We start from the raw sequence: 25152 nt of genomic DNA, 5'->3' as shown, positions 1-25152 counted from the left end.
CGATTATCTTTTTCTAGATATTTGGATTATCATTCATATTATTTGCATTTGTATGAACTGCTTTGAATACGATTACTATCCTTCAGCCAGATGATTGGCATGCACATTTGCGTGATGGCCTAGCGCTACAAAGAACTGTTCCAGATTTGGCTCGACAATTTGCTCGTGCAATCTGTATGCCAAATTTAGTTCCTCCTGTTAAAACCGTTGCCGAAGCTGAAGCTTATCGCGAACGTATTTTAGCACATGTTCCTGCTGATCTTCACTTTGATCCACGTATGGTTTTATACTTTACAGATCACACTTCACCTGATGAAGTCAAAAAGATTAAAGCTTCAGAACATGTCAATGCGATTAAGCTCTATCCTGCAGGCGCAACCACCAACTCTGAAAATGGTGTAAGTGACATCCGTAAAGTCTATGCAGTCATTGAACAATTAGAAGAGCATCAGGTTCCATTATTGCTTCATGGTGAAGTTACTCATCATCATGTCGATATCTTTGATCGTGAAAAACGCTTCTTAGATGAAATTCTTACGCCATTATTAAGACAGTTTCCTAAATTAAAAATTGTTCTTGAACATATTACAACCAGTGAAGCAGCACACTTTGTCTTAGAACAGGACAGAAATGTGGCCGCGACCATTACACCACAACATTTATTATTTAATCGTAATGACATGTTAGTGGGTGGGATAAAACCACATTTTTATTGTCTGCCGATTCTAAAACGTCAAATGCATCAGCAAACATTGCTTGAGGTTTCCACCAGTGGTAATCCTAAGTTTTTCTTAGGCACAGATAGTGCACCACACGCACAAAATGCCAAAGAAAATGCTTGTGGTTGTGCAGGTTGTTATAGTGCAGTAACCGCAATTGAACTTTATGCTCAAGCTTTTGATCAAGTTGGTAAAATCGATCGTCTAGAAGGTTTTGCAAGTCATTTTGGTGCTGATTTTTATGGCTTGCCACGTAATACAAAGACCATCACTTTGGTCAAAGAAGATCAGGTTATTCCTGAAAGTTTAGATTATTTAGCGGGCGAAAATATTATCCCGTTATATGCGGGTAAAACAATCCAATGGAGAAAATTGTGACAGACGAAACTCTACCAATCATTGGTCAGCGTTTTCGTGGATTTCTACCTGTTGTTGTCGATGTCGAAACAGCAGGTTTCAACTCACAGACTGATGCATTACTAGAAATTGCAGCGATTCCAATTGTGTATAACCAGACAGGCGAGTTCGTTCCTGGGGATGCCTATCATGCACATATCAACCCATTTGAAGGGGCCAATTTAGACCGTAGATCCTTAGATTTTATTGGTATTGATCCATTTAATCCACTACGGGTTGCTATGGCTGAAGATGAAAAATCTGCTTTAAAGCGCATTTTCAAGGCCATCAATACAGTACGCAGAGAACAAAATTGTACTCATGCCGTACTGGTCGGACACAATGCACATTTTGATTTAGGATTTGTACAAGCAGCAATTGCCCGTACAGGAACTAAAAATCAAAATCCATTTCATAGTTTTTCGGTATTTGATACCGTGACTTTAAGTGCAGTGATGTTTGGTCAAACAGTATTAGCAAAATCTTGTATTCAAGCAGGTATTGAATTTGATGGAAAAGAAGCACATTCTGCTTTATATGATACTCAAAAAACAGCCGAACTGTTTTGCTATATTTTAAACAAACTTGCACCTAATTTACTTGACACCTTGAAGGCGGATCCTTAAGATACCGTCTTCCTCTTTATGTCCCTATCGTCTAGAGGCCTAGGACATCGCCCTTTCACGGCGGTAACCGGGGTTCGAATCCCCGTAGGGACGCCATATTGTTACAGCTTCCTGCTGATCATTAATATTTATTGGTTCACATAAAATGCTGAACTCAGTATTTATATAGCGCATTACTCTAAGATGATAATTGATCATCACCCCCATTAAATCAACAATTTATCTTCTAAATTATCTCAATTGTTCTTATTAGCTGATATAAATTAAATATTGAAAATAATTCTCATTTCTATTGAATATCAACTTATTTTAAATGATAATCACTATCGTTTTTATTTGTATTCAATATGTTTATGAAACTGTTGCCAACCACGCTAAATTATGCAATTTTATCTGTTTTAAGCACATCTCTTTATGCTCACTCAGAAGTGCAACAGTCAAAAGCAATCGAAACGCCTGTTATTCCATTAATACCAATTCAACTGATCGCAGAAGAAAATAATGAAATTGGTAAAACCATTTATACAACTGAAGATTTAACCAAAACACCCAATAGCCAAAAAACCATAAGTGAATTTTTAAAAATTAATCCTAATATTCAATTTTCTAATAATGCCAATGCAGCACAGAATCAAGGAGAAATTACCGCTTTAGATTTATCAATTCATGGTGCCCTTCCCTATAATAATAGTTTTTTAATCAATGGTATGAGTATTAATAATGATATTAACCCTTATGCCAATAATACCTCATCAAATAGCATCAATGAATTAGCAGGTAGTTCACAAGCAGTCACTATCAATACCGATTTATTATGTAGCCTAGAAGTTTTAGATAGCAATGTCAGCGCACAATATGGGCAGTTTACCGGGGGTGTTATTAGCGCAAAAACATGTGCACCCAAAACTGCTGTAGGCAAGATTCATGGTACGCTCAGCTACGACTATACCCATTCATCTTGGAATCGTTTTAACTATATTGATTTGGCCGAGGAGGAAACGTTTACGGATCCAACACAAAAAGAAGCACAAAAAAATTATCATAAACAAGGTTTCAGTATCTTAAATTATGGAAGATTAACTGAAAATTTCGGTATTAATCTTGGTTTTACCCAACGAAAATCAACGATTGATGGTGTCTCTACACTATTAGATGCACGGCCGTATAATGAAACCCGACAAGCCGATAATGCAATTATTGAATTATTTTATGATCCATCTGATGATTTATCTATCAAATTTGCTTATCAATATTTTGAAGATAAAAAATTAGCATTTCTTTCCAATGTATTAACAGATGGTATTCAGCAAAACTCAGATAGTCATTCTTTTAATTTAAATATTGATAAAAAATTTAATACCTTTAGTTTAAAACAAAATTTAAGCTATCAAGAAAAACAAAATCAACGTCAAAGCACATCGACTGAACAATATAGCTGGAACTATTCTGATGCTAAAAACTGGGTAAGTAGTAATGCATCAACAGAAGGCACTTCAGGTACCATTTATACCCAACAGAAAAACATAGACTATAATATTAATGCCATATTTAATCCGATCGCATGGGGTAACACTACACATCGCTTTAATTTTGGTGCAGGTTTTGCACATGTTGAAGCAAATTGGTCACGACCAGAGGATTTTACACAATATTTCAAAGCCAATAAGTTTGGTACAGATTGTATTCGATCTGATGGCAGTATCGCCGATGCCTGTGATGCTAGTTATGTACCCAGTAAAAATAGCAATGGCCAATACAGCACAACCAAAGTGATATTTTCTGCAGGTAACATTGATACTCAACAAGATACATGGTACGCATTTGCAGAAGATCGTATTCGCTGGAAAGAAACATTTGAAGCCGTGCTTGGCTTACGTACAGATTATGACAGCATTAGTAAAAAGACCAACTTGGCACCTCGAACTGCATTAAATTATATGCCTTTTTCAAATCGAAACTTTATTTTAACAGCCGGTTGGAATCGTTATTATGATCGCTATTTATATTCTTTTGATTTACAAGATGGTATTGGCGATTTAAAAACAACCTATACACGAAATAATATTGATTCGGCATGGGGAAATGCTAAAAAATCATCCTCCATTAATGTCAAACGTAGTGATTTAAGCCTTCCTTATGCAGATGAATGGTTAGTCGGAATCAGTGGTGAACTCAATAATTGGGCCTATCAACTGAAATATATCCATCGTGATTATAAAGATCAATATTATTTAGTACGGCCAGATCCAAGTGATCTATGGACGCGTATTTATACCAATAGCAAACAATATCAATCTAAAAACATTACGCTTAATTTTAATAATATGAGACCAATTGAGATACTGGCTGCACAGCATCGCTTTAATATTGCGGTGAATTATACAAATACTCAACGTGACTATAACAATGCAGATGAAACAGAGTTAAAAGAATTTAATGCCGTTTTATATAATGGCAATATTACCGATCCAAGTGATATTCCAGCCAGCGATTTTAATACACCATTATCTGCACGTTTAAGTTGGGACTTTACACCGAATGATCTACCCGGGTTAAATATTAGTAATTTCCTGATTTATAAACCTGATTATGATGGTATTGGTAAAAGCACTATTGCGGCGAAAGACCAAATTAGCCATCAAGGACTGCCGATTATTTATGCCTACAATGATATTCGTGTTCCAAGTGTATTTCGCTGGGACATGCGCATCACCTATACCCAGCCTCTTGTTAAAAATGTCATCGGTATTTTTGGATTGACGGTCAATAATGTGACCAATCGCCACAATGTTTATTTAGATAGTGATTTTTATTTTAAATCTGAAATTGGCCGTCAATTTATCGCAGATATGAGTTTTAAATTTTAGTCACGAGCGCATTCGCGCTCTTTTTAATATCTTATGCATTATTTAAGCAAACAGCATAAAATTATGCACCAGCAAATTGACAAGCCGATGCAAACCCCCTAATATACGCACCACCTCACAACGTCCCTATCGTCTAGAGGCCTAGGACATCGCCCTTTCACGGCGGTAACCGGGGTTCGAATCCCCGTAGGGACGCCAATTCAGCTCTTATAAATAAAGAGATGTTCAATTATTAGCAATTCTTCCATTGCACAAATATATATTTTCTCTAAAATAACGCCCTTCATTCATTTTTTTATTTCTGATATTCATGCACTCATCTCCCAATGATGCTTCGCATCAGAGCAATTCTGCGCCATTAAAACGCGCGATGAGTACTCGACATCTGGTCATGATTTCGCTAGGCGGCGCAATTGGTACTGGTCTATTTTTAGGGTCGGGTGAAGTCATTGCACATACGGGACCAGTAGGTGCGATTATCTCCTATTTTTTAGGTGGTCTTATCGCATATATGGTGATGCTCTGTTTAGGCGAACTCGCTGTTCATATGCCTGAATCAGGTTCTTTTGGTGCTTATGCAACTAAATACATTGGTCCAGGCACCGGCTATACCATGACGTGGTTATACTGGCTGACATGGTCTGCTACCTTAGGTACAGAATTCACCGCTGCTGCACTACTAATGCAAGAATGGTTTCCACAAGTTTCAGTGTGGCTATGGACCATCATTTTTGCCATTTTTGTATTAAGCATGAATATGAGTTCCACACGCTGGTTTGCCGAATCAGAATTTTGGCTGGCATTAATTAAAGTCATTACCGTGATTGCCTTTATTATTTTAGGTTTAATGGCAATTGTTGGCTTAATCTCTTATCAAGGTTATGAGTCAGCGCCTTTATTCAGTAACCTCACGGCTCAAGGCATGTTTCCAGAAGGCCTGTTTCCAATTTTCGCAACCATGCTAATTGTTAATTTTGCATTTTCTGGCACGGAATTAATCGGTGTAGCTGCAGGTGAAACCCAAGATCCAGCCAAAAACGTACCCAAGGCAATTAATACATCAATTTGGCGTTTACTGATCTTTTTTGTTGGGACCATTATTGTCATCAGTGCACTTCTGCCCCATCAATTGGCTGGGTTAAATGCTGAAGGCGTCAGTAATAGTCCTTTTGTCACAGTATTTAATCAAATTGGTATACCTTATGCAGAAGATATTATTCGCTTTGTGATTATTACAGCATTGTTATCAGCAGCCAATTCAGGTTTATTTGCAGCATCACGTATGATGTGGTCATTATCATATAAAAAACAGTTACCACAAGTTTTTGCTAAACTCAACAAACGCGGTATTCCCTATATTGCGGTGATTGTCACCATGTTTGGTGCACTACCTGGACTACTATCAGAACAATTTGCCCCTGAAACTATCTTTAAAAACCTATTAGGGGTTGCTGCGTTTACGATGGTGATTGTCTGGATGAGTATTTGTTTAAGTCAGTTCAATTTCCGACGTCAATGGTATAAACAAGGCCATAGCAAAGAAGAATTAGGTTTTGCTGCACCACTGTTTCCACTCGTACCAATTCTAGGCTTTATTTTCTGTTTTATTACCTGTATCAGTATGGTCTTTGATAGTGAAATGCGACCAGGATTTATTGCCTGTATGATTTTTATCGTCGGCTGTTATCTCAGTTATTATTTACTTTATCATAAAAAATCATAGTCGCTTTTTGTATTCAGCTCTGATCATCACTCAAGGTACTGCTATAGCACCTTGATGATTCAAAGCATAGTCGATTGCTATTTTGGTCTATGACATCATCACACTTCAATCTGGATGAGTAAATACAAAAAAAGGATTCATCCCTGAATCCTTATCCCTATCCAAAATACCATGTGATGATGATCATCTTTTAGCGTCAATATCAGGAGATGACAACCAAATCAAGCCCCTTAAAGATCCAAGGTAATTTCTTTACCTTTAGCACGAGAAACACAAATCATCATACTTTGCTGTGCTGCTTTTTCATCATCATCCAAATACTGATCAAAATGTTCTGCTTCACCTTGTAAAATTGCTGTTTCACAGGTACCACATACCCCTTCACGACATAAACATTCGACATCAATATGAAGAGATTCAATTGCTTGTAAAATGGTTTGATCTGCCATAACCTCAATACGCTGATTGGTTTTGGCTAAAATGACCGTAAAAGACTCACCTTGCTGAGGTGCATTAGACGCGAACTGCTCCCAATGAATGTACTCATCGCGCAGTTGATACCGATGGCAAGTATCAATCACAGCATCAATCATCGGTTTTGGCCCACAGACATAAACATGCGTACCTGATGGCTGATCGGCAATTAATTGATTTAAATCTAGCTGATCACCTTCACTATCAATATGGTTTATCACACATTCAGCATGACGACTTTGTGTTAAATCATCCCATAATGCAGCATGTTCAGCAGAGCGATAGGCATAATGTAATTCATAACATACACCTCGTTCTGCTAACTCATCCATTTGCGGCAAAAATGGCGTAATACCAATGCCGCCTGCAATTAAAAGATGTTTTTCACCCGTAGCTGCCAATTCAAATAGATTTTTAGGAGATGATATCTCCAGTTTAAAACCTTCTATGCACTGTTCATGCATAAAAACAGAACCACCTTTACCCTCGACATCTTTACGCACACAGACTTGATAGCTGGATAAATCTTTGGCATTACTCATCAGTGAATAAGCATTCGACAATTTATCATTCATTTTAACAATGATATGACTGCCTCCTGTAAATGCTGGAAAATTTTCACCATCCTGACGTTTAAAAGTAAAGCGTTTAATCAATGGTGTCAGCTGTTCCACTTTTGTGACGACAGCGGGAAACATATGATAACTTTCTGTCATCTTGATATCCTGATATTAAGCAAACATATGTGCTGTATTACCTACTCATAATCACAGCACATCATATAGATTCATGTTCAGCCAGCAGAAGGCACAGTGCCTCCCGATAAGTTTTTCAACATACAATACAAAGCTGAATTGCAAAATAAATTGGCTGCCTAGTGCTTAAAGACCCAAACATAAGTATTTGATTGTCATAAATTCCTCTAAACCATACTTAGAACCTTCACGACCAATACCCGATTGTTTTACACCACCAAACGGTACCACTTCATTGGAAATTGCCGTAGAGTTCATCCCCACCATGCCATATTCCAATTGTTCTGAAACTTTAAAAATACGTGAAATATTTTCAGTATAAATATAGGCTGCCAAACCATAGATGGTGGCATTTGCCTGAGCAATGACATCTTCATCATTTTCAAAACAAATTAATGGTGCCACTGGACCAAAAATTTCTTCAGAAACAATATCCATACTTTGATCAACATGTGTTAAAACCGTAGGCTCAAAAAAGCTATGTCCTAATGAATGACGTTGACCACCACATGCAATAACAGCACCCTTAGCGCATGCATCATCAATCAGATGTTGTGCCTTAAGCAGTGCTTTTTCATTGATTAAAGGCCCAATCTGTGTTCCTTCATCCAAGCCATTCCCGACTTTTAATGCTTGTACTGCTGTAACAAATTTTTCAGTGAAGTCACGATATACATTTTTATGGACATAGATACGATTGGCACACACACAGGTTTGTCCTGCATTACGATATTTGGCTAAAATCGCACCCTGAACTGCTTTATCTAAATCAGCATCTTCAAATACAATTAAAGGTGCATTTCCACCCAATTCTAATGCAAGTTTTTTAATGGTTGGGGCGCATTGCTGCATCAATAAACGCCCAACAGGTGTTGAACCAGTAAAAGTAAGTTTTTTGACTTTTTCATGACCGGTAAAGACTGAACCAATTGCTTCAGATTTACCCGTCACTACATTAATTACACCAGCAGGAATACCAGCTTTCTCTGCGAGTTTAGCAATTGCTAAAGCACAGTAAGGCGTTTCATTTGCAGGTTTAATGACCATCGTACAACCTGCCGCTAATGCTGGCGCTGCCTTACGTGTAATCATCGCTAAAGGGAAATTCCATGGTGTAATTGCAGCAACAACACCGATCGGTTCTTTGGTCACCAAAAAACGTTGCGCTGTATTGGTGGTTGGAATGATATCTCCATAAACACGTTTGGCTTCTTCTGCAAACCATTGAATGAATGACGCTGCATATTTCACTTCACCCAAAGCTTCTGCCAATGGCTTACCCTGTTCAATCGTCATAATATGGGCAAGTTCATCTGCATGTGCTAAAGTCAATTGATACCATGCCAATAAAAGATCTGCACGTGCCTGAGCAGTTAAAGCCTTCCATGATTGTAATGCTTGATAAGCACATTCAACAGCTTGAGTCGCCTCAGCTTGTCCCATATTGGGAATCCGACCAATCTGCTCATCCGTTGCAGGATTGGTTACAATAACAGTATCTTGATCTTGTGCATCAAGCCATTGTCCACCAATAAAAGCAGATTGTTGAAATAAGTCATAATGTTGTAATGCTGACATGGTTATTTACTCCGCAATAAAACCATCAAGCCAAACCTAAGAATGGGCTTAGGTTCAACTCAACGATCTGCTGTAATTAATTATTGATGATGTTGCGCAACCAGACTTTGGAAATAAGCAATACCATGCTCACTGATACCAGAGCGTTGCTTGTCCGTCATAATACGACCTTGACCACGATAACCACGCGATTTTAGACCACGCTGTACACTTTCAACCAAGTTTAAATCTTCAGGACGGAACACATGCTTGTACCATTCAATTAGATCTTTTTGCTCTTGAGTAAGCTCTTCATTTAAGAAGTAAATATCATAATGCTGTAACGTCGTTTCTTCATCGACAGGAAACTCATAGATTGCTGTCATAAAATCACCACCAGGTGGCACATTAAACATGGTACTTGGCCAAGTCCAAAAACCACTAAATGATGGATCAACAACAGATGGATCTAATTTAAATGATTTTTCAGATGAACGTGCATAACCAAACTGTAGCGTCCAACGATCATGGACCGTATGCCAATATTTATCGACTTGTACTGAATCAGAAAAACCCGGATGCGCTGGACCACAGTGGTAACATTCCATATAGTTGTCCACAATGATTTTCCAGTTCGCTGCCGTATCTGTCACAAACCGCGCTGCGAGTTTTAAATCCTTAACAACTTTACATGCTTCATTTAATTTTTCAGCAAATCCAGGCAGTTGATCTGCCACACAGGTTACTTCTGGATCCATATTAATAAAAATAAATCCTGCATACTCTTCAACTTTCAATCCAACAAGATTCGAGCCTTCTTTATCAAAATTAGCAACATTTTCACAATTACGTGCTAAAGCCAAAGAACCATCTAGCTTAAAGGTCCAAGCATGATATGGACAGGTAATCACATTTTTCGACTTACCTGCACCTGTTAATAGCTCATGACCACGATGTGGACAAACATTATAAAATGCACGTAAAACACTATCCTTACCACGGATCACAATAATATTTTCACCAATAATTTTACGCGTAAAATATTGATTAGGCTGGGCAACTTCACTGCAATGTCCTACACAAATCCAACTTTTTGCAAAGATATCTTCTTTTTCTTTTTCAAAAACCTGCTTAGATGTATAGAACACTTTAGGCACTGTCCAGGCTTGATCCGGATCCTGACAAAAGTCTTCAGGTAGTCGATCCACTGCTTGCACAGTTGGAATTTTCTCAAGTGAATTCATGATGTTCTCCTCACTAAAATTAAATTTCTAAAAAATGGGGGCTTAAAAACTGTAGTAATGCAGCGTAAATTGCTGCCACTTCAGGGCAATCTCTTAATAGTGGTAAACAATTGGCACGCAAACCCATCCCTCGATGCACTTCAACCTGAGAACTTAATTGCTCTAATTGCTGGATCAGGGCCTGATTTGCACTGGCAGATAAATCAAATTCAGTCAAGGCGACAAAACTAGGAACAATATCACCTTTTAAACTTACGAAGGTGCGTGACGCATGTTGTACTGCAATACCCGTCCAATCTTGCATTAATGCTTGATTTTCAACTTGATAAACCAAACTCGCTTTGGAATAAGGCAGTACTTCATTCTGTTGCGGCATAAATGATGGGAAAATAAATGCTTGTACTTGAGGTTGTATAGATAATGCCAAGGCTTGCTGTACTGCCAAGGCAATAGCGACGCCTGAACCATCCGCAACAATCGCCGCTTGATTTACGGCAATGTTCCATACACTCGCTTGTGCAATCAGGATACAATAGGCTTCTAAACAATCACGCTGCCCCTGATCCCAACCAAACTCAGGTACCAAACCATATTCAGGTAAAAATACCTTAACCTGCAGATCACGTGCTAATTGACGTGCAATATATTCATGTGAATCTGCGCTGCCTACGACATTACCACCACCATGAATATAAAAAATCCATGGCCAGCCTGTTTCAGGCATATCCTGTTCAGGACAAAATGTGCGCAAATGAATCGCATGATCAGGCAAGTGCAATACTTGATCTTCCACGATCATGTCATCTGTACGTGGCAAAGTATAATGCTGCTGGAATGCATCATATGCTGCGCGAAGAGAATCAATATGTTGATCAGCTGGACTATAAACACCACTCCAGTAATCAAACATGTGCATATCTTCGGTTAAAATCGGTTGACTCTGTTCACTCATACGGATTTCCTTTCACACTCAGAAGTCAATACTTGTGGAAGGAGCGCATCATTATGTTCTTGAATTTGCTTAAGGGTTTCACTCTTTTCACCCTTTTCAATCATATAAGAAGGTAATGTTGCATAATCTGCACGTAACCAGCGCACTAAACCAAAAGTTTGTACTAAAATAATGACAATAAATGGTAAAGCAGTCACAATCGTCGCCGCTTTCATGGTATCTAAAGGCGCTTTTGAAAAGATCATCGCTAATGGTACGAGCGTTAACATCACACACCAAAATAAACGAATATTTGGAGATGGATCTTGTCCTTCTTGCAAACCTTTAGAGCAGGTTGCCGATACTGCATAGCCGACAGCATCCATATGGGCTGCCAAAAAGATCACCATGATGGCCAAGAAAATCCACATCATGATTGTGCCGCCAGGCAATAGATTAAGCAATTGAGCAATCGCGACCTCACCACCTTGTCCACTCAATATTTCAGGTACATTCACGACACCATGGACAAATTGATAGATACTGTAGTTTTCCATAATACCGAAGAAAACCCACATACCCGCACTCCCGCCTAATACCATGGCCAACAGTACTTCACGAATCGTACGTCCTTTTGAAACACGTGTTACAAAAAGTGCTACACCTGGTGCATACGATGTCCACCATAGCCAATAAAATACTGTCCATTCACGGGTAAACTTGCCATCGCCAAGTGGATCAGTAAATAAGCTCATGCTGACAAAGTTACTAAACATTAACCCAACACTGGTGATGGTATTATTTAAGATAAATTGTGTTGGACCAAAGAAAAATACATAAATTGCGAAAGCAAAAACGGCATAACACACCATTGAACTTAGACGCTGCATTCCTTTATCCATACCCACATATGAACTCAGTGCAAACAGTATCGAAACAAATAGTACGATGATTGCATTGGTCATGAAAGTATTTGGAATACCAGTTAAAGCAGATAAAATATTGGTAAATGTAATGGCTGTTAGAACCAGTGAAATCGTCAATGCACCAAACATACACAATAAAAACATCAAATCAATTAGACGCCCAACCACACCGGTCGCTTTAAAACCCGTAATAGACTCCATAATAGCAGCTAAGCTTAAGCCTTTATTTTTACGGACATGGAAGCTATAACATACTGAAATAGAAGCTAAGGCATAAATTGACCATGCACTAATTGTCCAATGAAACATGGTATAAGGCACACTATATTTCAATGCATCCGCAGTATTCGGTGCAATATTCAAACCTGGTGTTTGATAATAATATGCCCAATCCAAGAACCCCCAATACAAGGTTGAAGATCCAAGCCCCGCCAGAATAAACATAAAAATCCATGATGACGTTCGATATTCTGGCTTTCCTTCCCCCAGTTTAATATGTCCATATTTACTACATGCTAAACCGATCACAAAAATACAGGCAAAAAAACCAAATAACAAAACTGGTGCAGAAAAAATGGAGGTACTCCAATATAAAATCTTTTCTGCAAATGCAATTGATTCTTTCGAATAAATTGAAAGCGCAAGCACTGAAAGGAAGACGATAGATAAGCTTATACTCGCGAGTAGCTTATCCATTTTAACCTTATTAGGTTTGCTATCCATATTCATAAATCCTTATTAATCAAACTTAATCTTGCTGACTAAGCGTTATGCATAACTCGTGATAAATGCAGCAATTGCATCGCCCACTTCATCCGTTTTTGCAGAACCACCCACATCTGCAGTTTTAGGACCGTTCACCAGTACATGCTCAATTGCCTGCATAATGTCTTGACTTGCCTGAGTAAATACAGCATTTCCATTACCTAAAAAATCCAGCATCATTGCGCCAGACCAAATTGCTGCAATTGGATTGGCAATATTCTGCCCATAGATATCTGGTGCTGAACCATGTACAGGCTCAAATAAAGAAGGAAAATTTCGCTCTGGATTTAAATTAGCTGAAGCGGCTAAACCAATTGTTCCAGTACATGCTGGCCCTAAATCAGATAAAATATCGCCAAACAAATTCGAAGCAACCACCACATCAAAACGCTCAGGTTGCAATACAAATCTTGCTGCCAGAATATCGACATGTTGCTTATCTGCTTGTACTTCAGGATAGTGTGTAGACATTGCATCAACACGTTCATCCCAATATGGCATACTAATCGCCACACCATTTGACTTGGTTGCAGCCGTTAGTTTCTTGGCATCTCTGGCTTGAGCAAGCTCAAACGCATATTTTAAAATTCGATCAACACCATGACGAGTAAACACTGCTTCTTGTAAGACAAACTCACGGTCTGTTCCCTCAAATGCTTTACCCCCAATCGCAGAATATTCGCCTTCACTATTTTCACGTACCACATAAAAATCAATATCGCCTGGTTGCTTATTGGCCAATGGTGACTGCACACCCGGCATTAAGCGTACTGGACGTAAATTAACATATTGATCAAAACGACGACGAAATTGTAGTAAGGATCCCCACAGTGAAATATGATCCGGAACTTTGCTAGGCCAACCTACCGCACCAAAAAAGATAGCATCATACTGTTTTAAAATATCAAACCAATCATCTGGCATCATTTGACCATGTGTTAGATAGTAATCACAACTGGCCCAGTCAAAACAATCAAACTGCAGCTTGAGCTGATATTTTTCTGCGACTGCCTTTACTACCTTGATCCCTTGTGGTAAAACCTCTAAGCCAATTCCATCGCCAGCAATGGTTGCGATTTTCCAAATCTTTGTCATATCCATTCCGTTTGCTACTTAGCATATTCCTCAGGCGCTAAGATGCTTTTTCGGGCGTCAAAGATCAACAAGGTAATCATTAATCCTATGGACACGAATCGTGAATAATCTACCAAACCTTTCAGACTTAAAGGTCTTTTGCGTAGTCGCTAAGCGGAAAAGTTTTGTTGCTTCAGCAGACGAACTGGGGGCTTCTCCTGCTTACGTTAGTAAAAGAATCAATATCTTAGAGAATAATCTAAACTGTACACTCTTTCATCGCAGTACACGACATGTCAGCCTAACGGAAGATGGCAAACTGATATTAGAACGTGTATCTAATATTTTAAATGAATTTGATGAACTCAATGATTTAATTAATAATCCACAAAATACGCCTACTGGTCGTATTGATATTGTCAGTAGTTTTGGCTTTGGTCGCAGCCATGTTGCCCCCATTCTATCAAAATTAATGACCATGTATCCTGAACTGGATATTCAATTTAATACCATTGATCATGCGGTAGATTTAATTCAACACAGTTTGGATTTAGATATATTTGTCGGAAATGATATTTCGCCCAATATGATCGCTAAAAAGCTGTTGCCCAATTTTCGGATCTTATGTGCTTCACCGCGCTATTTACAAATCCATAGCGAACCTGATGATTTAGATGAACTGGCCAATCATTATTGTCTAGCAATACAAGAACGTGATCAATCTCGCCATGTATGGAAATTACGCAGCCCCATGGAGGATTTATCAATTTCGATTGCACCTAAATTTACTTCAAATAATAGTGAAATCATTAAACAACTGGTAATCGATGACCAAGGCATTATGCTGTGTTCTGTCTGGGATGTTATGGAAGAATTATTAGATGGTAAATTACAACACATTCTCACCAGTTATTGGCAAGATGCTGATATTTGGGCAGTTTATCCTTCTCGACTACGAAGTTCTTCCAAGCTAAAAACATGTATTTTATTCATTCAGGCCCAATTGTTAAGTCGTTTACAATATTTAAATAGCTTGACTCGAGGTAAACCTATTCTGGCCAAAACCGATCAACCTATTATTGCGCCAGAGAAAGTATTTTTATAATGCTATTGCATAGAGAGGATTGAGGTCAGCAATTCACACTATTGCCTCAATCCTCGTATAAAGCCGAAATGATTAGATTGCATTCATAATTTAAAATTGGATTAAAAATAATAACCAATTGCTAAATAGAACAGTTTATTCCAGTCATTATTATCGCCTTCTGCAAGTGCTTTCGATGTTCCACCAATCATGGCATCATTACGGGACCAAATATATTCTGCTTGAATACCAATTTGTTTATAATTGAAGGCAACTCCACCAATAATACGATTTGAGTCTTTATATCCATCTTCATCTTTAAAGAATTGACTATAAGATAAATATGGCTTAATTCCCGTAATACCATAAAACTCATGTTTAAAACTATAGTTTATTTCAGCCAACCCATAGCGGCCATTATTGGCAATATTATAGGCATAATCAAATGCGCCCAAAGTCGAACTATCACGCATCAATTGATCTTTATTGTTAATTTTTTGTTTACCTGCCAATAACATCAGTTGCCAGTCCTGATAGTTGGTGGTGCTAAATATATTCCAATTACGCTTATGACCTGTTAAATCAGTTTTTTTATTCTTTAAATCAGAATACCAAAATGATCCCCCAATCTCAGACGATATACTGTCCTGCGCTCCCCATTGAATATTCTTGGCAAGCCGTGTCACCCACATGTTACGTTCTTTAATATGAGTACCTTGATCCAGATCATCAGCTTCTACAAAATTACCAGTATAACGACTTGAATCTTTTGAAATACCTTTAAAATTTCCCCCATCTGTTGGATAGAAACCCAAAGTAAAACTATAATCCTGATGCTTGACTTTATATCTTAAACCTAAATTATGAACATCTTCATAGCCCAGCGTATTAAATAGTGTTTCATAATAACTGCTTCCCCAAAAACGACCAAAACCAAAATCTGTTGATTGTAAACCCGCACTCAAGGTCTGTTGATCATTAAGTTTATATCCCACCCAAGCACTATGTAAGAACACTGCATCACATAAACGGTCATATTGATAACAACGGACATCGGTTTGTGCTAACCAATTTGGATTTTCATAATTCAATACCAACTTTAAATCCGCAAGTTTCCAATCACCATTTGTTCCCTCATTGGCATCATCGGAAAAATCTTTATGTTGATAACGGGTACGAATCGCACCAGCAATACTAAACTGACCTGCTTCGGCATGCGGATCACCCCACGATAAATCTGCTGCATAGCTCAACGAACTACTACCTAACAACATCAATGAAGAACAAAACCATAATTTTTTCATATTGGGCATCCCTGACAAAAAGAGCTCCAAATTGAACAAATTTGACCTTTAAATCAATGCAGTATCCATAAACTCAGCCTTTACGTTATGTGTTTAATCTTCTCAAACTGTAAATACTATGCATTAACACAATATGGAGGGGTTTTACCTGCCAATACATCGACTAAATTTTGATAGGCCAGTTGTGACATTTTTAAACGTGTTGCGGCTGTAGCGGAACCGACATGAGGCAAAGTCGCCACATTATTTAACGCAAACAATGGACTGTGTTGCAAAGGTTCTTTTGCATAAACATCTAAACCAGCAGCATAAATCTGCTGTGTTTCTAAAGCGTGAATTAAAGCAGCCTCATCCACAACAGCACCACGTGAAATATTAATAAATATCGTATGTTTTTGCATCATGGCAAATTGTGCTGAACCAATTAATGCCTGCGATTCAGGATTTAAGTCGACTGCAACCACAACAAAATCAGCATGCTGTAACAAATAATCTAAATCACAGTATTGTGCCTGTAACGGCAAAGCAATTTCAGGTTTTTCATGACGACTATGATACAAAACAGGCATATTAAAACCATAAAAACCGCGGCGTGCAATGGCTGCACCAATGTCCCCCAAACCAATAATACCAAGTTTCTTACCAAAAACATCTTGGCCAAAAAGTGCTGGCCCAACCGTTTTATGCCATTGCCCTGCTTTAGTCCAAGCATCCAAAGACACCACTTTTCGTGCAGCACTCATCAGTAAAGCGAAGGCTAAATCCGCTGTTGTTTCAGTCAATACACCTGGGGTATGACACAATACAATATTGCGTTGTTTAAGATACGCAACATCATAATTATCATAGCCAACACTTACACTTGAAATTACTTTTAATCGCGTCGCACTGGCTAAATTACTTTGGTTGAGTAAACGTCCAGCACCAATCATCGCATCAGCATCTGTCACAGCATGTGCAATCTGCTGATTAACATCACCCAATTTAGGATTAATTTCTACGACATTAAACTGCGCCTTTAACTGTGCCAGTATGACTGGATCAATTTGACTAAAAACAACAACCTTTTGCTTCATCTGCTATCCTGCTACGTTTTGTTGATGTTGTATAAAATTCCATAGTCTTCGTTTTAACAAGGGCTGATCCAGCATATCTTGCAAACTGGCGAGTGGCATCAATTCACGATTGTTCCAATACGGAAGTGGCCCCAAGCTGATCATCTGTTTATCATGCGAAATCATATCCATAAAACCTTGAATATAATTTTCAACACCATCAGCATCATTCATTTCTGCTGCTGCAAAAGGCCAGTTTAACTCAAAAAATGTGGCATTTGCCGCACGTTGAATATTGGCCCATAATTGTTGTTGTTGCGCTGTAAGATGGGTACTATTTACAACGATGACCATATGCACCAATTGTATCGCTTGTAATGAAAATGCCGCAATTTTATCTTGAGCTGACTGTTCCCGCACAATAGCTTCGGTCTGCTGTATCTGAGCGGCATCCACCACCTTGAATGCTTCCATGTCTATGGATGATTTAGGTGATGCTATAGATGAAGCAACAACATCTACATCTACTGTGATCGGTGCTTTAATATCTGACGGTGCCGCCAAATGAGTTACGATTTCTGATCGTACTTGATCACGCCATAGTGGAGAAGAAGCGACTTTTTGACACACGCTATCTCTAGAGATCCAAATATCAATCCCTAATTGTGCTAAAACTGCTCTTTGATGGCCAATCATCACATGTATCTACTGTCTAGTCTCATACTATTTTAACGGGAAATTGCAGCGCTTGCTGTTGTTTCTTCAATCGCATATTAAATGATAATCAAACTATTTTTTTTATGCATAATTTCAATGATTTCTTTGGTCTCAAAACCCAATCTCCAGTACAATAACTCCAAGACATCCAATTCATCTTGAGTAATAATTCGATCACTCCACAAACAGAGCTCAGCATCCGCTAAAATGATCAAACGCTCTCGTAACAACAAACCAGCCATATCCTGTAAAACTTCAGCTAAATCAATTGGTTCATCTGAAATTTCTTGATAGTTCTCTAATTCTTCTGGCGTTAAAATTCGTTTTAAAATATCTTCTCGCACATGTAGCTGATTTTCACTATTAATTTGCTGTACATGTAGTAATGCATCAATTAATCGTACAATATTCGGTTTAACCTCAATAAAGGACTTTGGTACTCTTTGAGGTAAAAGTTTAAGTTGATCCTTCACACATTCTAGCAATAAAGCATCCAATAAACCAATTTCACCATCTTCTTGAATGATATGGGCCAATTTGGTGACAAACTGACGTGCAATACTGTCAGGCATTGGGCCTATATTTCGGCACGCTTCGTGAAAAATACTAATATGATAGCGACCATCTAAACGTAATAATTCATCCACAATTGCTCGACTGACATTTGCATCAGCGGGAATAAACTCACGGTACTGGCGTATCATCAAAATTGCAATCATCACCTCTCTTGAACCTGTTGAGGTTTGAAATGCACGTTGAATCAGTTCAGGACGCTGTATATTTTCGCGTACCTCAGGATTGAGCGGCTTAATGGCATCTTTAATCGCAAAACTAATCGGCGATAAACGTAACAGCGGCAAAGGTTTTGGTGATGACCATAAGGGTTTATACACATCCTCATCCAATTCTTGCCATGATTTAAATAATGTTAATAATGAAAGATGATGCCGTGTGGTTAAACAGTCCCAAGATATTTCTTGTGCCAGAGTAGGTCTGAGCATAAATAAACGACTATCAATACTCGGATGAATATTAAGCCAGTTTTGTGGTCTTAAAGAATTGGCATAACACATATGTGCAATTTCTTCCGAATATTCACTATAAATTTGTGAACCTTCGGCCTGTACAGAGATACGTAATAAGGTCTGAATATTGGCATCATTTTGCAATAATTGTTTCGTCGTCAAGTCATCCTTAAAGGTTCGCCCTCTTAAAGTAATATACTTAAAAAAGCGCGTCATCAGTATTCCCAAACTACCCACGAGCCAAATAAAACCGCCACAAGCCACAAATAAGGTCGAAAACTTTCTTCTAGAATCTTTACAATTACGATTAAAACCTTGTTTGGCAATTTTACTGCCAATCAAACTTAAAGTAGTTAAACAACTATATAGAATTTTTAATTGAGTATTTTCAACCGTCTCACCTGATAAAATTCGATTAAACTCATGACCCAACAAACCATATAGTTCATATTCATCTAAATTTTGTAATGCACCCCAAGTTAAAATAATCACGGTATCTTGCGTATGAAATCCTGCAGTAAATGCATTAACGCCAATTTCATCGGCTAAAACATATAAAGCAGGAGCATCAATAGAAAATTTTTCAGCCAGTTCACTGGTTATTTTTAATGCCTGATGTTCTTCAGGTGTACTCTCAATAAAATGAATACGACGTGCTTTTAAATGCGTTGCAAATGAATGCCCGCCATCTCTAAAGATATAAGCATCTCTTAATAAAAACAGGCTCATCAAGCCCAATAAAAACATCAAAAAATGTAGACTGTGATCATTCCAGAATATCGCTTGTGAAGGATCAAAATAGTAGACCATCACCCCCAATAGTGCATTTAGAATCAGAAGCGTCAACACCAGCGCAACAAACCACACCGCAATTGCCCAGAATAATGTTCTATCATTCAATCCAAAGTAACTTACATCATTCAATGTAAATTCCCTAATTATCATGTCTCAATCACTACATCATAAATTAAAAAAGCGGGAAATTCCCGCTTTTTTAAGTGATAATCAAGAAGAATGTTTACTCTTCTTTAATTCCTGTTAGATCAACTGAAGCCGTATCGACATTGGCATCAATATAACCATCTTTTTTATTTTTTTTAGCAGAATCATTACGTTTTTTCTGTAGATTATTCAGGTATTGTTCATCAATACCACCTGTCACGTAAACACCATCAAATACAGAACAATCAAACTCTGTCACAGCTGGAACTTTAATGGTACGCACCGCCTCTTTCAAATCATCAAGATCTTGGAATACCAGACGATCTGCACCAATAATTTCACGAATTTCTTCCACACTGCGATTTGCTGCAATCAATTCAGATTTTGCTGGCATATCGATACCGTAGACATTCGGGTATTTAACCATTGGAGCAGCAGAAGCAAAGAATACCTTTTTAGCGCCAGAGTCACGTGCCATTTGGATAATTTCGTTACAGGTTGTACCACGTACAATCGAATCATCCACTAACAGTACATTTTTACCTTGAAACTCAAGCTCAACAGGGTTTAATTTTTGACGAACTGATTTTTCACGCTGTTGTTGACCTGGCATAATAAAAGTTCGGCCAATATAACGGTTTTTCATAAAACCTTCGCGAAATTTTACGCCCAATATATTTGCCAACTCTAGTGCTGAAGTACGTGATGTATCTGGAATTGGAATCACCACATCGATATCATGCTGATCACCCCATTCACGCAGAATCTTTTGTGCTAATTTTTCACCCATTTTTAAGCGTGCTTTATAGACAGAAATACCATCAATGGTTGCATCAGGACGCGCAAAATAAACATACTCAAAAATACATGGACGATATTCTGGATGAGCTGCACATTGCTGTGTATACAATTGACCATCTGCACTAATAAAAATCGCTTCGCCTGGTGCCAAATCACGTTCAACTTTAAAGCCTAAAGCCGTAATTGCGACTGACTCCGATGCAATAATATACTCTAACCCTTGCTCTGTTTCACGAGAACCGTAAATCAATGGTCGAATTCCTTTCGGATCACGAAAACCAACAATCCCCTGTCCTGTAATCATTGCTACAACAGCATAAGCGCCTTGACAACGCTCATGTACACGCGCAATAACTTCAAAGATATCATCTGCTGAAGGAACCAACTTACCACGCTTTTGTAACTCATGCGCAAATACGTTTAACAATACTTCTGAATCAGAATCAGTATTCATATGACGTAAATCCGTTTTAAACAGATCATCATGAATATCTTCAGCATTGGTTAAATTACCATTGTGTGCCAAGGTAATACCGTAAGGAGAATTTACATAAAAGGGCTGTGCTTCGGCACTACTTGCAGAACCTGCAGTTGGGTAACGCACATGACCAATACCATAATTACCGCGTAATGCACGCATATGGCGCGTATGAAACACATCACGCACCATACCATTGTCTTTACGAAGAAATAAACGCCCTTCGTGACAGGTCACAATTCCAGCGGCATCTTGTCCACGATGCTGTAACATCGTCAAAGCATCAAACAACATTTGGTTAACAGGCGATTTACCAGCTATACCAACAACTCCACACATAACAACCTCGCAGACAAGCTAGGATTAATAAAAAGGATTTTTCGTTGAATCTTCTGTTTCACTATTAGAGTGATGTACAGAAGGTAGCTCTGGAGTCTTTTTGGTACTCTCAGGCTTTATATGTTGCAAAGCTTCACCCGCCACATCTTTAGACATTTGTGTTGCCCATGGCGCATAAGGCAATAATGCATGCACCCATTTTGATTGCTTCCAATATGGCGAACTTTCCACCCAAGGCCCTATACCCTGTAAGGTGATCAAGACAATAAATAGACCTTTTAGACTACCAAAAGCCCCACCTGCCAAGCGATTTAAAGGACCTAATTTCAATGTCTTTAAAATACGGTTTAACACATAGGTGACAATCCATGTCATCACCAGAATGGATAATACAATAAAGGCAAATGCCACTATTTTTTGCACGACAGGATCAGCACTAAACATTATCATTGCAGGTGCCAAAACAGGTGTATATTTTGCAGCGACAATAAAAGCAAACACCCATCCGATCAAGTTGGCAAAGGCTTTAATCAATCCTTGACGCAAACCGTTAAGCCCTCCAATGAGCAGAATAATCAATATAAATATATCAATAAAATTCATATTTATAATGCATGAACACAGTCTTTCACCAATTCAGGCCCTGCATAAATAAGTCCACTATAGATTTGAACTAAACTTGCTCCAGCTTCACATTTAGCAACTGCATCTTGAGCAGATAAAATTCCACCTACACCAATTAACGGGATTTCACCATTCAGTACCTGAGCAAATGCAGCCAGACATTGTGTACTCTTGGTAAAAACTGGCGCACCAGATAATCCACCAGCTTCATTCGCATAAGGTAAATTTTCTACACCTTCACGTGATAAAGTGGTATTGGTTACAATTAAACCATCTATTTTAAACTCAAGTAATTGCGCAGCAATAAAATCAATATCTTCTTGCTCTAAATCTGGTGCAACTTTTAATACCAGTGGTACATAATGATGAAATTCATCTGCCAATTCTAACTGACGCTGCTTTAATGTCTTGAGCAATACTGTAAGTGCATCACCACTTTGTAAACTACGCAAGTTTTTAGTATTGGGTGAAGAAATATTAACCGTAACATAAGAAGCATATTGATAGACTTTTTCTAGGCAAATCAAGTAATCATCTACTGCATTTTCGACAGGTGTATCGGCATTTTTACCAATATTAATCCCCAATACGCCTTTAAATTTAGCCGCTTTCACATTGGCAACGAGCTGATCAACACCCTCATTATTAAAACCCATACGATTAATAATCGCTTTCGCTTTAGGTAAACGAAATAATCTGGGTTGAGGATTACCGGATTGAGGACGTGGTGTAATGGTACCAATTTCGATAAAACCAAAACCAAGACTGGCAAGGGCATCGATATGAGCACCATTTTTATCTAGACCTGCAGCTAAACCAACCGCATTCGGAAACTCAATTCCCATACACATCACAGGTTTTTTAGGAACATTTTGCCGCATCAAGCCAAATTTATGGGTCGATTGCAATAAAGATAATGTTAGCTCATGTGCACGCTCCGGTGCTAAAGAAAATAACAGAGGGCGGACAAGCGAATACAACATATCGGTAAAAGTCTACTGCTTTTTAAGTCAACGTATTATAGGGGGTGGTCGCAAAAAAAACCATGCTTCATCGCAGTATATTTGTACTCACTCATGCACCATTGCTGTTAATTTAATCTGACCATTCTCAGAAATTAGTACCATCTTTTCAATACTTAGTCCAGATTGTACTAACTGCGTTAAAAAATTGGCCAAAACAGCATATTGCGCATGATTGACTAAAATTTGAGCAGCTCCATTATTTTCCTGCAAACTTACTGATAAAGCCTGTGTTTGTGCTGCCCGTTGAATTTTTTCTGTTAAACCCACAGAAACATCACTTGTCGGCGGTATTTCAACCACACGATCTTGCATCCACACAATTAAATGATTGAGTGTATTCAAACGCATTTGCTGTTTTTCTGCAGCTTGATGCATGGACCAAAGTGACACGCCAATCAATGTAAACACAAGAAAAATACTGGTCGCAATCACCAAAATTCTTTCACGATGGCTTAAACGATCTAGATGATCTACTAGCTTATGCTGCAATGCTCTCGTTTGCTGCTGTAACTGTTGAAAAACTCTCATGATTGTATTTTAACCATCGCAATAACCCCTTGACCATCCGGCTGAATATCCCCTAACTCGACCTTTAGCCCCTGCTGCTTAAGTTGTTGACTAAATTGATTAAAGCTATCGGTATCTGCTGCTTTTAAACGCAAACTTAAGATTGAAGCATCATATTCAACCTGATCTGCAATCATTTTGCGCTGCATTAACATCGGGCCAACTTGACTCAGCAATTGTATTGCTGATTGATCTGCAATTTTAGCCGATCTTAATTGGCTTTCAAATTGGCTGGCTAAATTTTGCTCATTGACACGCGCATTTTCACCAAACCACTGCTGGTATTGCATTAATGCTTGTGCTGCGGTCTGATTGGCCAATTGATTAAATTTAAACCAACGTAAAGCATCGTAACCTAACTGAATAAAAACCAGGGTAAATACCAATGCAATACAGGCTTTCCAATATCCTGAAATAGCCTGATGTGATGCAACTTTGGGCCATACATTCCAAGGATGTTGTTGTGGCTTTTTAGGCGTATAAAATACATAATCGACAGATTCTAAACGTTCCTGTGTGATCAAAGCCGATAAAATCTGCTGTTCTGTTTGCTGTAAGCCCATAATTTTATACTGTTGTTGCTGAGCTTGGTCTTGAAAATCTAAATATAAAGATAAATCGTCACAAGAAGACCCCTGATATTCATTTTCTCTAATCAACAAACGGCCTGAGATCTCTGCAATCACCACTTGATTTGGCTCAGGTACAGGCAAGATCAGAAAGTCAGGTAACAACCCAACGATCTTCACAGGCAATAGGGCCAAGAGATGTACAAAATGTTGTAAAGTTTGCTGAGCAATCCCCATCACAAATAATTGATGGGGTGATTTAAAATAATGCACAACCCGCATACTATCAATTGGAATCGTCACAAACTCTTCCAATAAATACTGCACGCCATCAGCGCCCAATTTATGGAATTGAGCTTTGCTCATATCCTGCTGAATTATTTGTATCGCGCGACTTGGGAAAAACACCGTCGTGTCAGTGTCACGATAAGGTTGAATGGCCTGAATTAATGCCTCTATCGAGGCAGCCTCATACCATTTTCCCCCAACTGACCATTGCCAAGCCTGACTGGCCTCTGGCATCCATAAATATAACATCATCATCCGCCATTATTTTAAATACAAC

20 protein-coding genes and 2 tRNA genes are annotated in these 25152 nt (G+C 38.4%); 7 read left to right on the top strand and 15 right to left on the bottom strand.

Annotated features, from left to right (window positions below; translation table 11 throughout):
* The first annotated feature begins 62 nt into the window (after window positions 1–62).
* The 6 genes from pyrC (at window position 63) to QSG86_RS09445 (ending at window position 6331) form a co-directional block, all read left to right on the top strand.
* Window positions 63–1097, top strand: coding sequence for a dihydroorotase (pyrC, locus tag QSG86_RS09470; protein ID WP_317031262.1), 1035 nt, complete (start codon window positions 63–65; stop codon window positions 1095–1097).
* Window positions 1082–1741: a ribonuclease T gene (gene rnt, locus QSG86_RS09465; protein WP_317031261.1), complete on the top strand. Its 660-nt coding sequence runs from the start codon at window positions 1082–1084 to the stop codon at window positions 1739–1741. Before pyrC ends, rnt begins: the two co-directional genes overlap by 16 nt.
* A 20-nt stretch (window positions 1742–1761) precedes the next feature.
* A tRNA-Glu gene (locus QSG86_RS09460) sits at window positions 1762–1837 on the top strand.
* Window positions 1838–2088: 251 nt separating this feature from the next.
* Window positions 2089–4608 (top strand): TonB-dependent receptor plug domain-containing protein, encoded by a 2520-nt coding sequence (locus QSG86_RS09455; protein ID WP_317031260.1) that lies wholly within the window; start codon window positions 2089–2091, stop codon window positions 4606–4608.
* 122 nt (window positions 4609–4730) lie between these two features.
* Window positions 4731–4806, top strand: a tRNA-Glu gene (locus tag QSG86_RS09450).
* 112 nt (window positions 4807–4918) lie between these two features.
* Entirely contained in the window at window positions 4919–6331 is a 1413-nt protein-coding gene (locus QSG86_RS09445) for an amino acid permease (protein WP_317031259.1), read from the top strand.
* Between the two features lie 230 nt (window positions 6332–6561).
* On the opposite strand, the gene cntB is transcribed toward QSG86_RS09445, so the two are convergent.
* From cntB to QSG86_RS09415, 6 genes are all read right to left on the bottom strand, one after another.
* Window positions 6562–7521 (bottom strand): carnitine monooxygenase, reductase subunit CntB, encoded by a 960-nt coding sequence (cntB, locus tag QSG86_RS09440; protein ID WP_317031258.1) that lies wholly within the window; start codon window positions 7519–7521, stop codon window positions 6562–6564.
* A gap of 165 nt (window positions 7522–7686) precedes the next feature.
* Window positions 7687–9138, bottom strand: coding sequence for an NAD-dependent succinate-semialdehyde dehydrogenase (locus QSG86_RS09435; protein ID WP_317031257.1), 1452 nt, complete (start codon window positions 9136–9138; stop codon window positions 7687–7689).
* Between the two features lie 80 nt (window positions 9139–9218).
* A complete protein-coding gene (gene cntA / locus QSG86_RS09430) occupies window positions 9219–10334 on the bottom strand; it encodes a carnitine monooxygenase subunit alpha (RefSeq protein WP_317032723.1) in 1116 nt (371 codons plus the stop codon).
* Window positions 10335–10380: 46 nt separating this feature from the next.
* Window positions 10381–11313 carry an alpha/beta hydrolase gene (locus QSG86_RS09425; protein ID WP_317031256.1) on the bottom strand — a complete coding sequence of 311 codons (933 nt, stop codon included), beginning with the start codon at window positions 11311–11313 and terminating at the stop codon, window positions 10381–10383.
* Complete coding sequence (locus QSG86_RS09420) at window positions 11310–12941, bottom strand: BCCT family transporter (RefSeq protein ID WP_410487461.1); 1632 nt, start codon at window positions 12939–12941, stop codon at window positions 11310–11312. The genes QSG86_RS09425 and QSG86_RS09420 overlap by 4 nt, the downstream gene beginning before the upstream one ends.
* A gap of 45 nt (window positions 12942–12986) precedes the next feature.
* Window positions 12987–14078, bottom strand: a complete 1092-nt coding sequence (locus QSG86_RS09415; protein ID WP_317031255.1) for a tartrate dehydrogenase — start codon at window positions 14076–14078, stop codon at window positions 12987–12989.
* A gap of 100 nt (window positions 14079–14178) precedes the next feature.
* Here QSG86_RS09415 and QSG86_RS09410 point away from each other — a divergent pair, with 100 nt between their 5' ends.
* Window positions 14179–15162 (top strand): LysR substrate-binding domain-containing protein, encoded by a 984-nt coding sequence (locus QSG86_RS09410; protein ID WP_317031254.1) that lies wholly within the window; start codon window positions 14179–14181, stop codon window positions 15160–15162.
* 101 nt (window positions 15163–15263) lie between these two features.
* Here the strand turns inward: QSG86_RS09410 and QSG86_RS09405 are convergent, their stop codons facing one another.
* From QSG86_RS09405 to gspL, 9 genes are all read right to left on the bottom strand, one after another.
* Complete coding sequence (locus tag QSG86_RS09405) at window positions 15264–16445, bottom strand: hypothetical protein (RefSeq protein ID WP_317031253.1); 1182 nt, start codon at window positions 16443–16445, stop codon at window positions 15264–15266.
* 116 nt (window positions 16446–16561) lie between these two features.
* Window positions 16562–17521, bottom strand: a complete 960-nt coding sequence (locus QSG86_RS09400; RefSeq protein WP_317031252.1) for a D-glycerate dehydrogenase — start codon at window positions 17519–17521, stop codon at window positions 16562–16564.
* A 3-nt stretch (window positions 17522–17524) separates the two neighbouring features.
* A complete protein-coding gene (locus tag QSG86_RS09395; RefSeq protein ID WP_317031251.1) occupies window positions 17525–18196 on the bottom strand; it encodes a hypothetical protein in 672 nt (223 codons plus the stop codon).
* Between the two features lie 77 nt (window positions 18197–18273).
* Complete coding sequence (locus tag QSG86_RS09390; protein ID WP_317031250.1) at window positions 18274–20166, bottom strand: M48 family metalloprotease; 1893 nt, start codon at window positions 20164–20166, stop codon at window positions 18274–18276.
* A 94-nt stretch (window positions 20167–20260) separates the two neighbouring features.
* The gene (gene purF / locus QSG86_RS09385; RefSeq protein ID WP_317031249.1) at window positions 20261–21802 is read right to left on the bottom strand and encodes an amidophosphoribosyltransferase; all 1542 of its coding nucleotides are present in this window, start codon (window positions 21800–21802) and stop codon (window positions 20261–20263) included.
* A gap of 24 nt (window positions 21803–21826) precedes the next feature.
* Window positions 21827–22405 (bottom strand): CvpA family protein, encoded by a 579-nt coding sequence (locus QSG86_RS09380; protein WP_317031248.1) that lies wholly within the window; start codon window positions 22403–22405, stop codon window positions 21827–21829.
* A 2-nt stretch (window positions 22406–22407) separates the two neighbouring features.
* Complete coding sequence (locus QSG86_RS09375) at window positions 22408–23409, bottom strand: quinone-dependent dihydroorotate dehydrogenase (RefSeq protein WP_317031247.1); 1002 nt, start codon at window positions 23407–23409, stop codon at window positions 22408–22410.
* A gap of 87 nt (window positions 23410–23496) precedes the next feature.
* Window positions 23497–23979 carry a type II secretion system protein GspM gene (gspM, locus tag QSG86_RS09370; protein ID WP_317031246.1) on the bottom strand — a complete coding sequence of 161 codons (483 nt, stop codon included), beginning with the start codon at window positions 23977–23979 and terminating at the stop codon, window positions 23497–23499.
* Entirely contained in the window at window positions 23976–25124 is a 1149-nt protein-coding gene (gene gspL / locus QSG86_RS09365; protein ID WP_317032722.1) for a type II secretion system protein GspL, read from the bottom strand. Before gspL ends, gspM begins: the two co-directional genes overlap by 4 nt.
* Between the last annotated feature and the right edge of the window lie 28 nt (window positions 25125–25152).

Source organism: Acinetobacter sp. SAAs474 (assembly GCF_032823475.1).
Classification (GTDB): Bacteria; Pseudomonadota; Gammaproteobacteria; order Pseudomonadales; family Moraxellaceae; genus Acinetobacter.
The sequence above is the reverse complement of the archived record's forward strand: the minus strand, read 5'-3'. Positions and strand labels throughout refer to the sequence as shown.

What these genes read in the sequence shown, in the direction of transcription:
- gspL (WP_317032722.1), bottom strand. Translation starts at nt 25,124, where the DNA reads ATGTTATATTTATGGATGCCAGAGGCCAGTCAGGCTTGGCAATGGTCA.
- QSG86_RS09380 (WP_317031248.1), bottom strand. Translation starts at nt 22,405, where the DNA reads ATGAATTTTATTGATATATTTATATTGATTATTCTGCTCATTGGAGGG.
- QSG86_RS09420 (WP_410487461.1), bottom strand. Translation starts at nt 12,941, where the DNA reads ATGGATAGCAAACCTAATAAGGTTAAAATGGATAAGCTACTCGCGAGT.
- QSG86_RS09435 (WP_317031257.1), bottom strand. Translation starts at nt 9,138, where the DNA reads ATGTCAGCATTACAACATTATGACTTATTTCAACAATCTGCTTTTATT.
- QSG86_RS09415 (WP_317031255.1), bottom strand. Translation starts at nt 14,078, where the DNA reads ATGACAAAGATTTGGAAAATCGCAACCATTGCTGGCGATGGAATTGGC.
- cntB (WP_317031258.1), bottom strand. Translation starts at nt 7,521, where the DNA reads ATGACAGAAAGTTATCATATGTTTCCCGCTGTCGTCACAAAAGTGGAA.
- QSG86_RS09400 (WP_317031252.1), bottom strand. Translation starts at nt 17,521, where the DNA reads ATGAAGCAAAAGGTTGTTGTTTTTAGTCAAATTGATCCAGTCATACTG.
- gspM (WP_317031246.1), bottom strand. Translation starts at nt 23,979, where the DNA reads ATGAGAGTTTTTCAACAGTTACAGCAGCAAACGAGAGCATTGCAGCAT.
- QSG86_RS09425 (WP_317031256.1), bottom strand. Translation starts at nt 11,313, where the DNA reads ATGAGTGAACAGAGTCAACCGATTTTAACCGAAGATATGCACATGTTT.
- rnt (WP_317031261.1), top strand. Translation starts at nt 1,082, where the DNA reads ATGGAGAAAATTGTGACAGACGAAACTCTACCAATCATTGGTCAGCGT.
- QSG86_RS09405 (WP_317031253.1), bottom strand. Translation starts at nt 16,445, where the DNA reads ATGAAAAAATTATGGTTTTGTTCTTCATTGATGTTGTTAGGTAGTAGT.
- QSG86_RS09455 (WP_317031260.1), top strand. Translation starts at nt 2,089, where the DNA reads ATGTTTATGAAACTGTTGCCAACCACGCTAAATTATGCAATTTTATCT.
- QSG86_RS09375 (WP_317031247.1), bottom strand. Translation starts at nt 23,409, where the DNA reads ATGTTGTATTCGCTTGTCCGCCCTCTGTTATTTTCTTTAGCACCGGAG.
- QSG86_RS09445 (WP_317031259.1), top strand. Translation starts at nt 4,919, where the DNA reads ATGCACTCATCTCCCAATGATGCTTCGCATCAGAGCAATTCTGCGCCA.
- QSG86_RS09395 (WP_317031251.1), bottom strand. Translation starts at nt 18,196, where the DNA reads ATGATTGGCCATCAAAGAGCAGTTTTAGCACAATTAGGGATTGATATT.
- purF (WP_317031249.1), bottom strand. Translation starts at nt 21,802, where the DNA reads ATGTGTGGAGTTGTTGGTATAGCTGGTAAATCGCCTGTTAACCAAATG.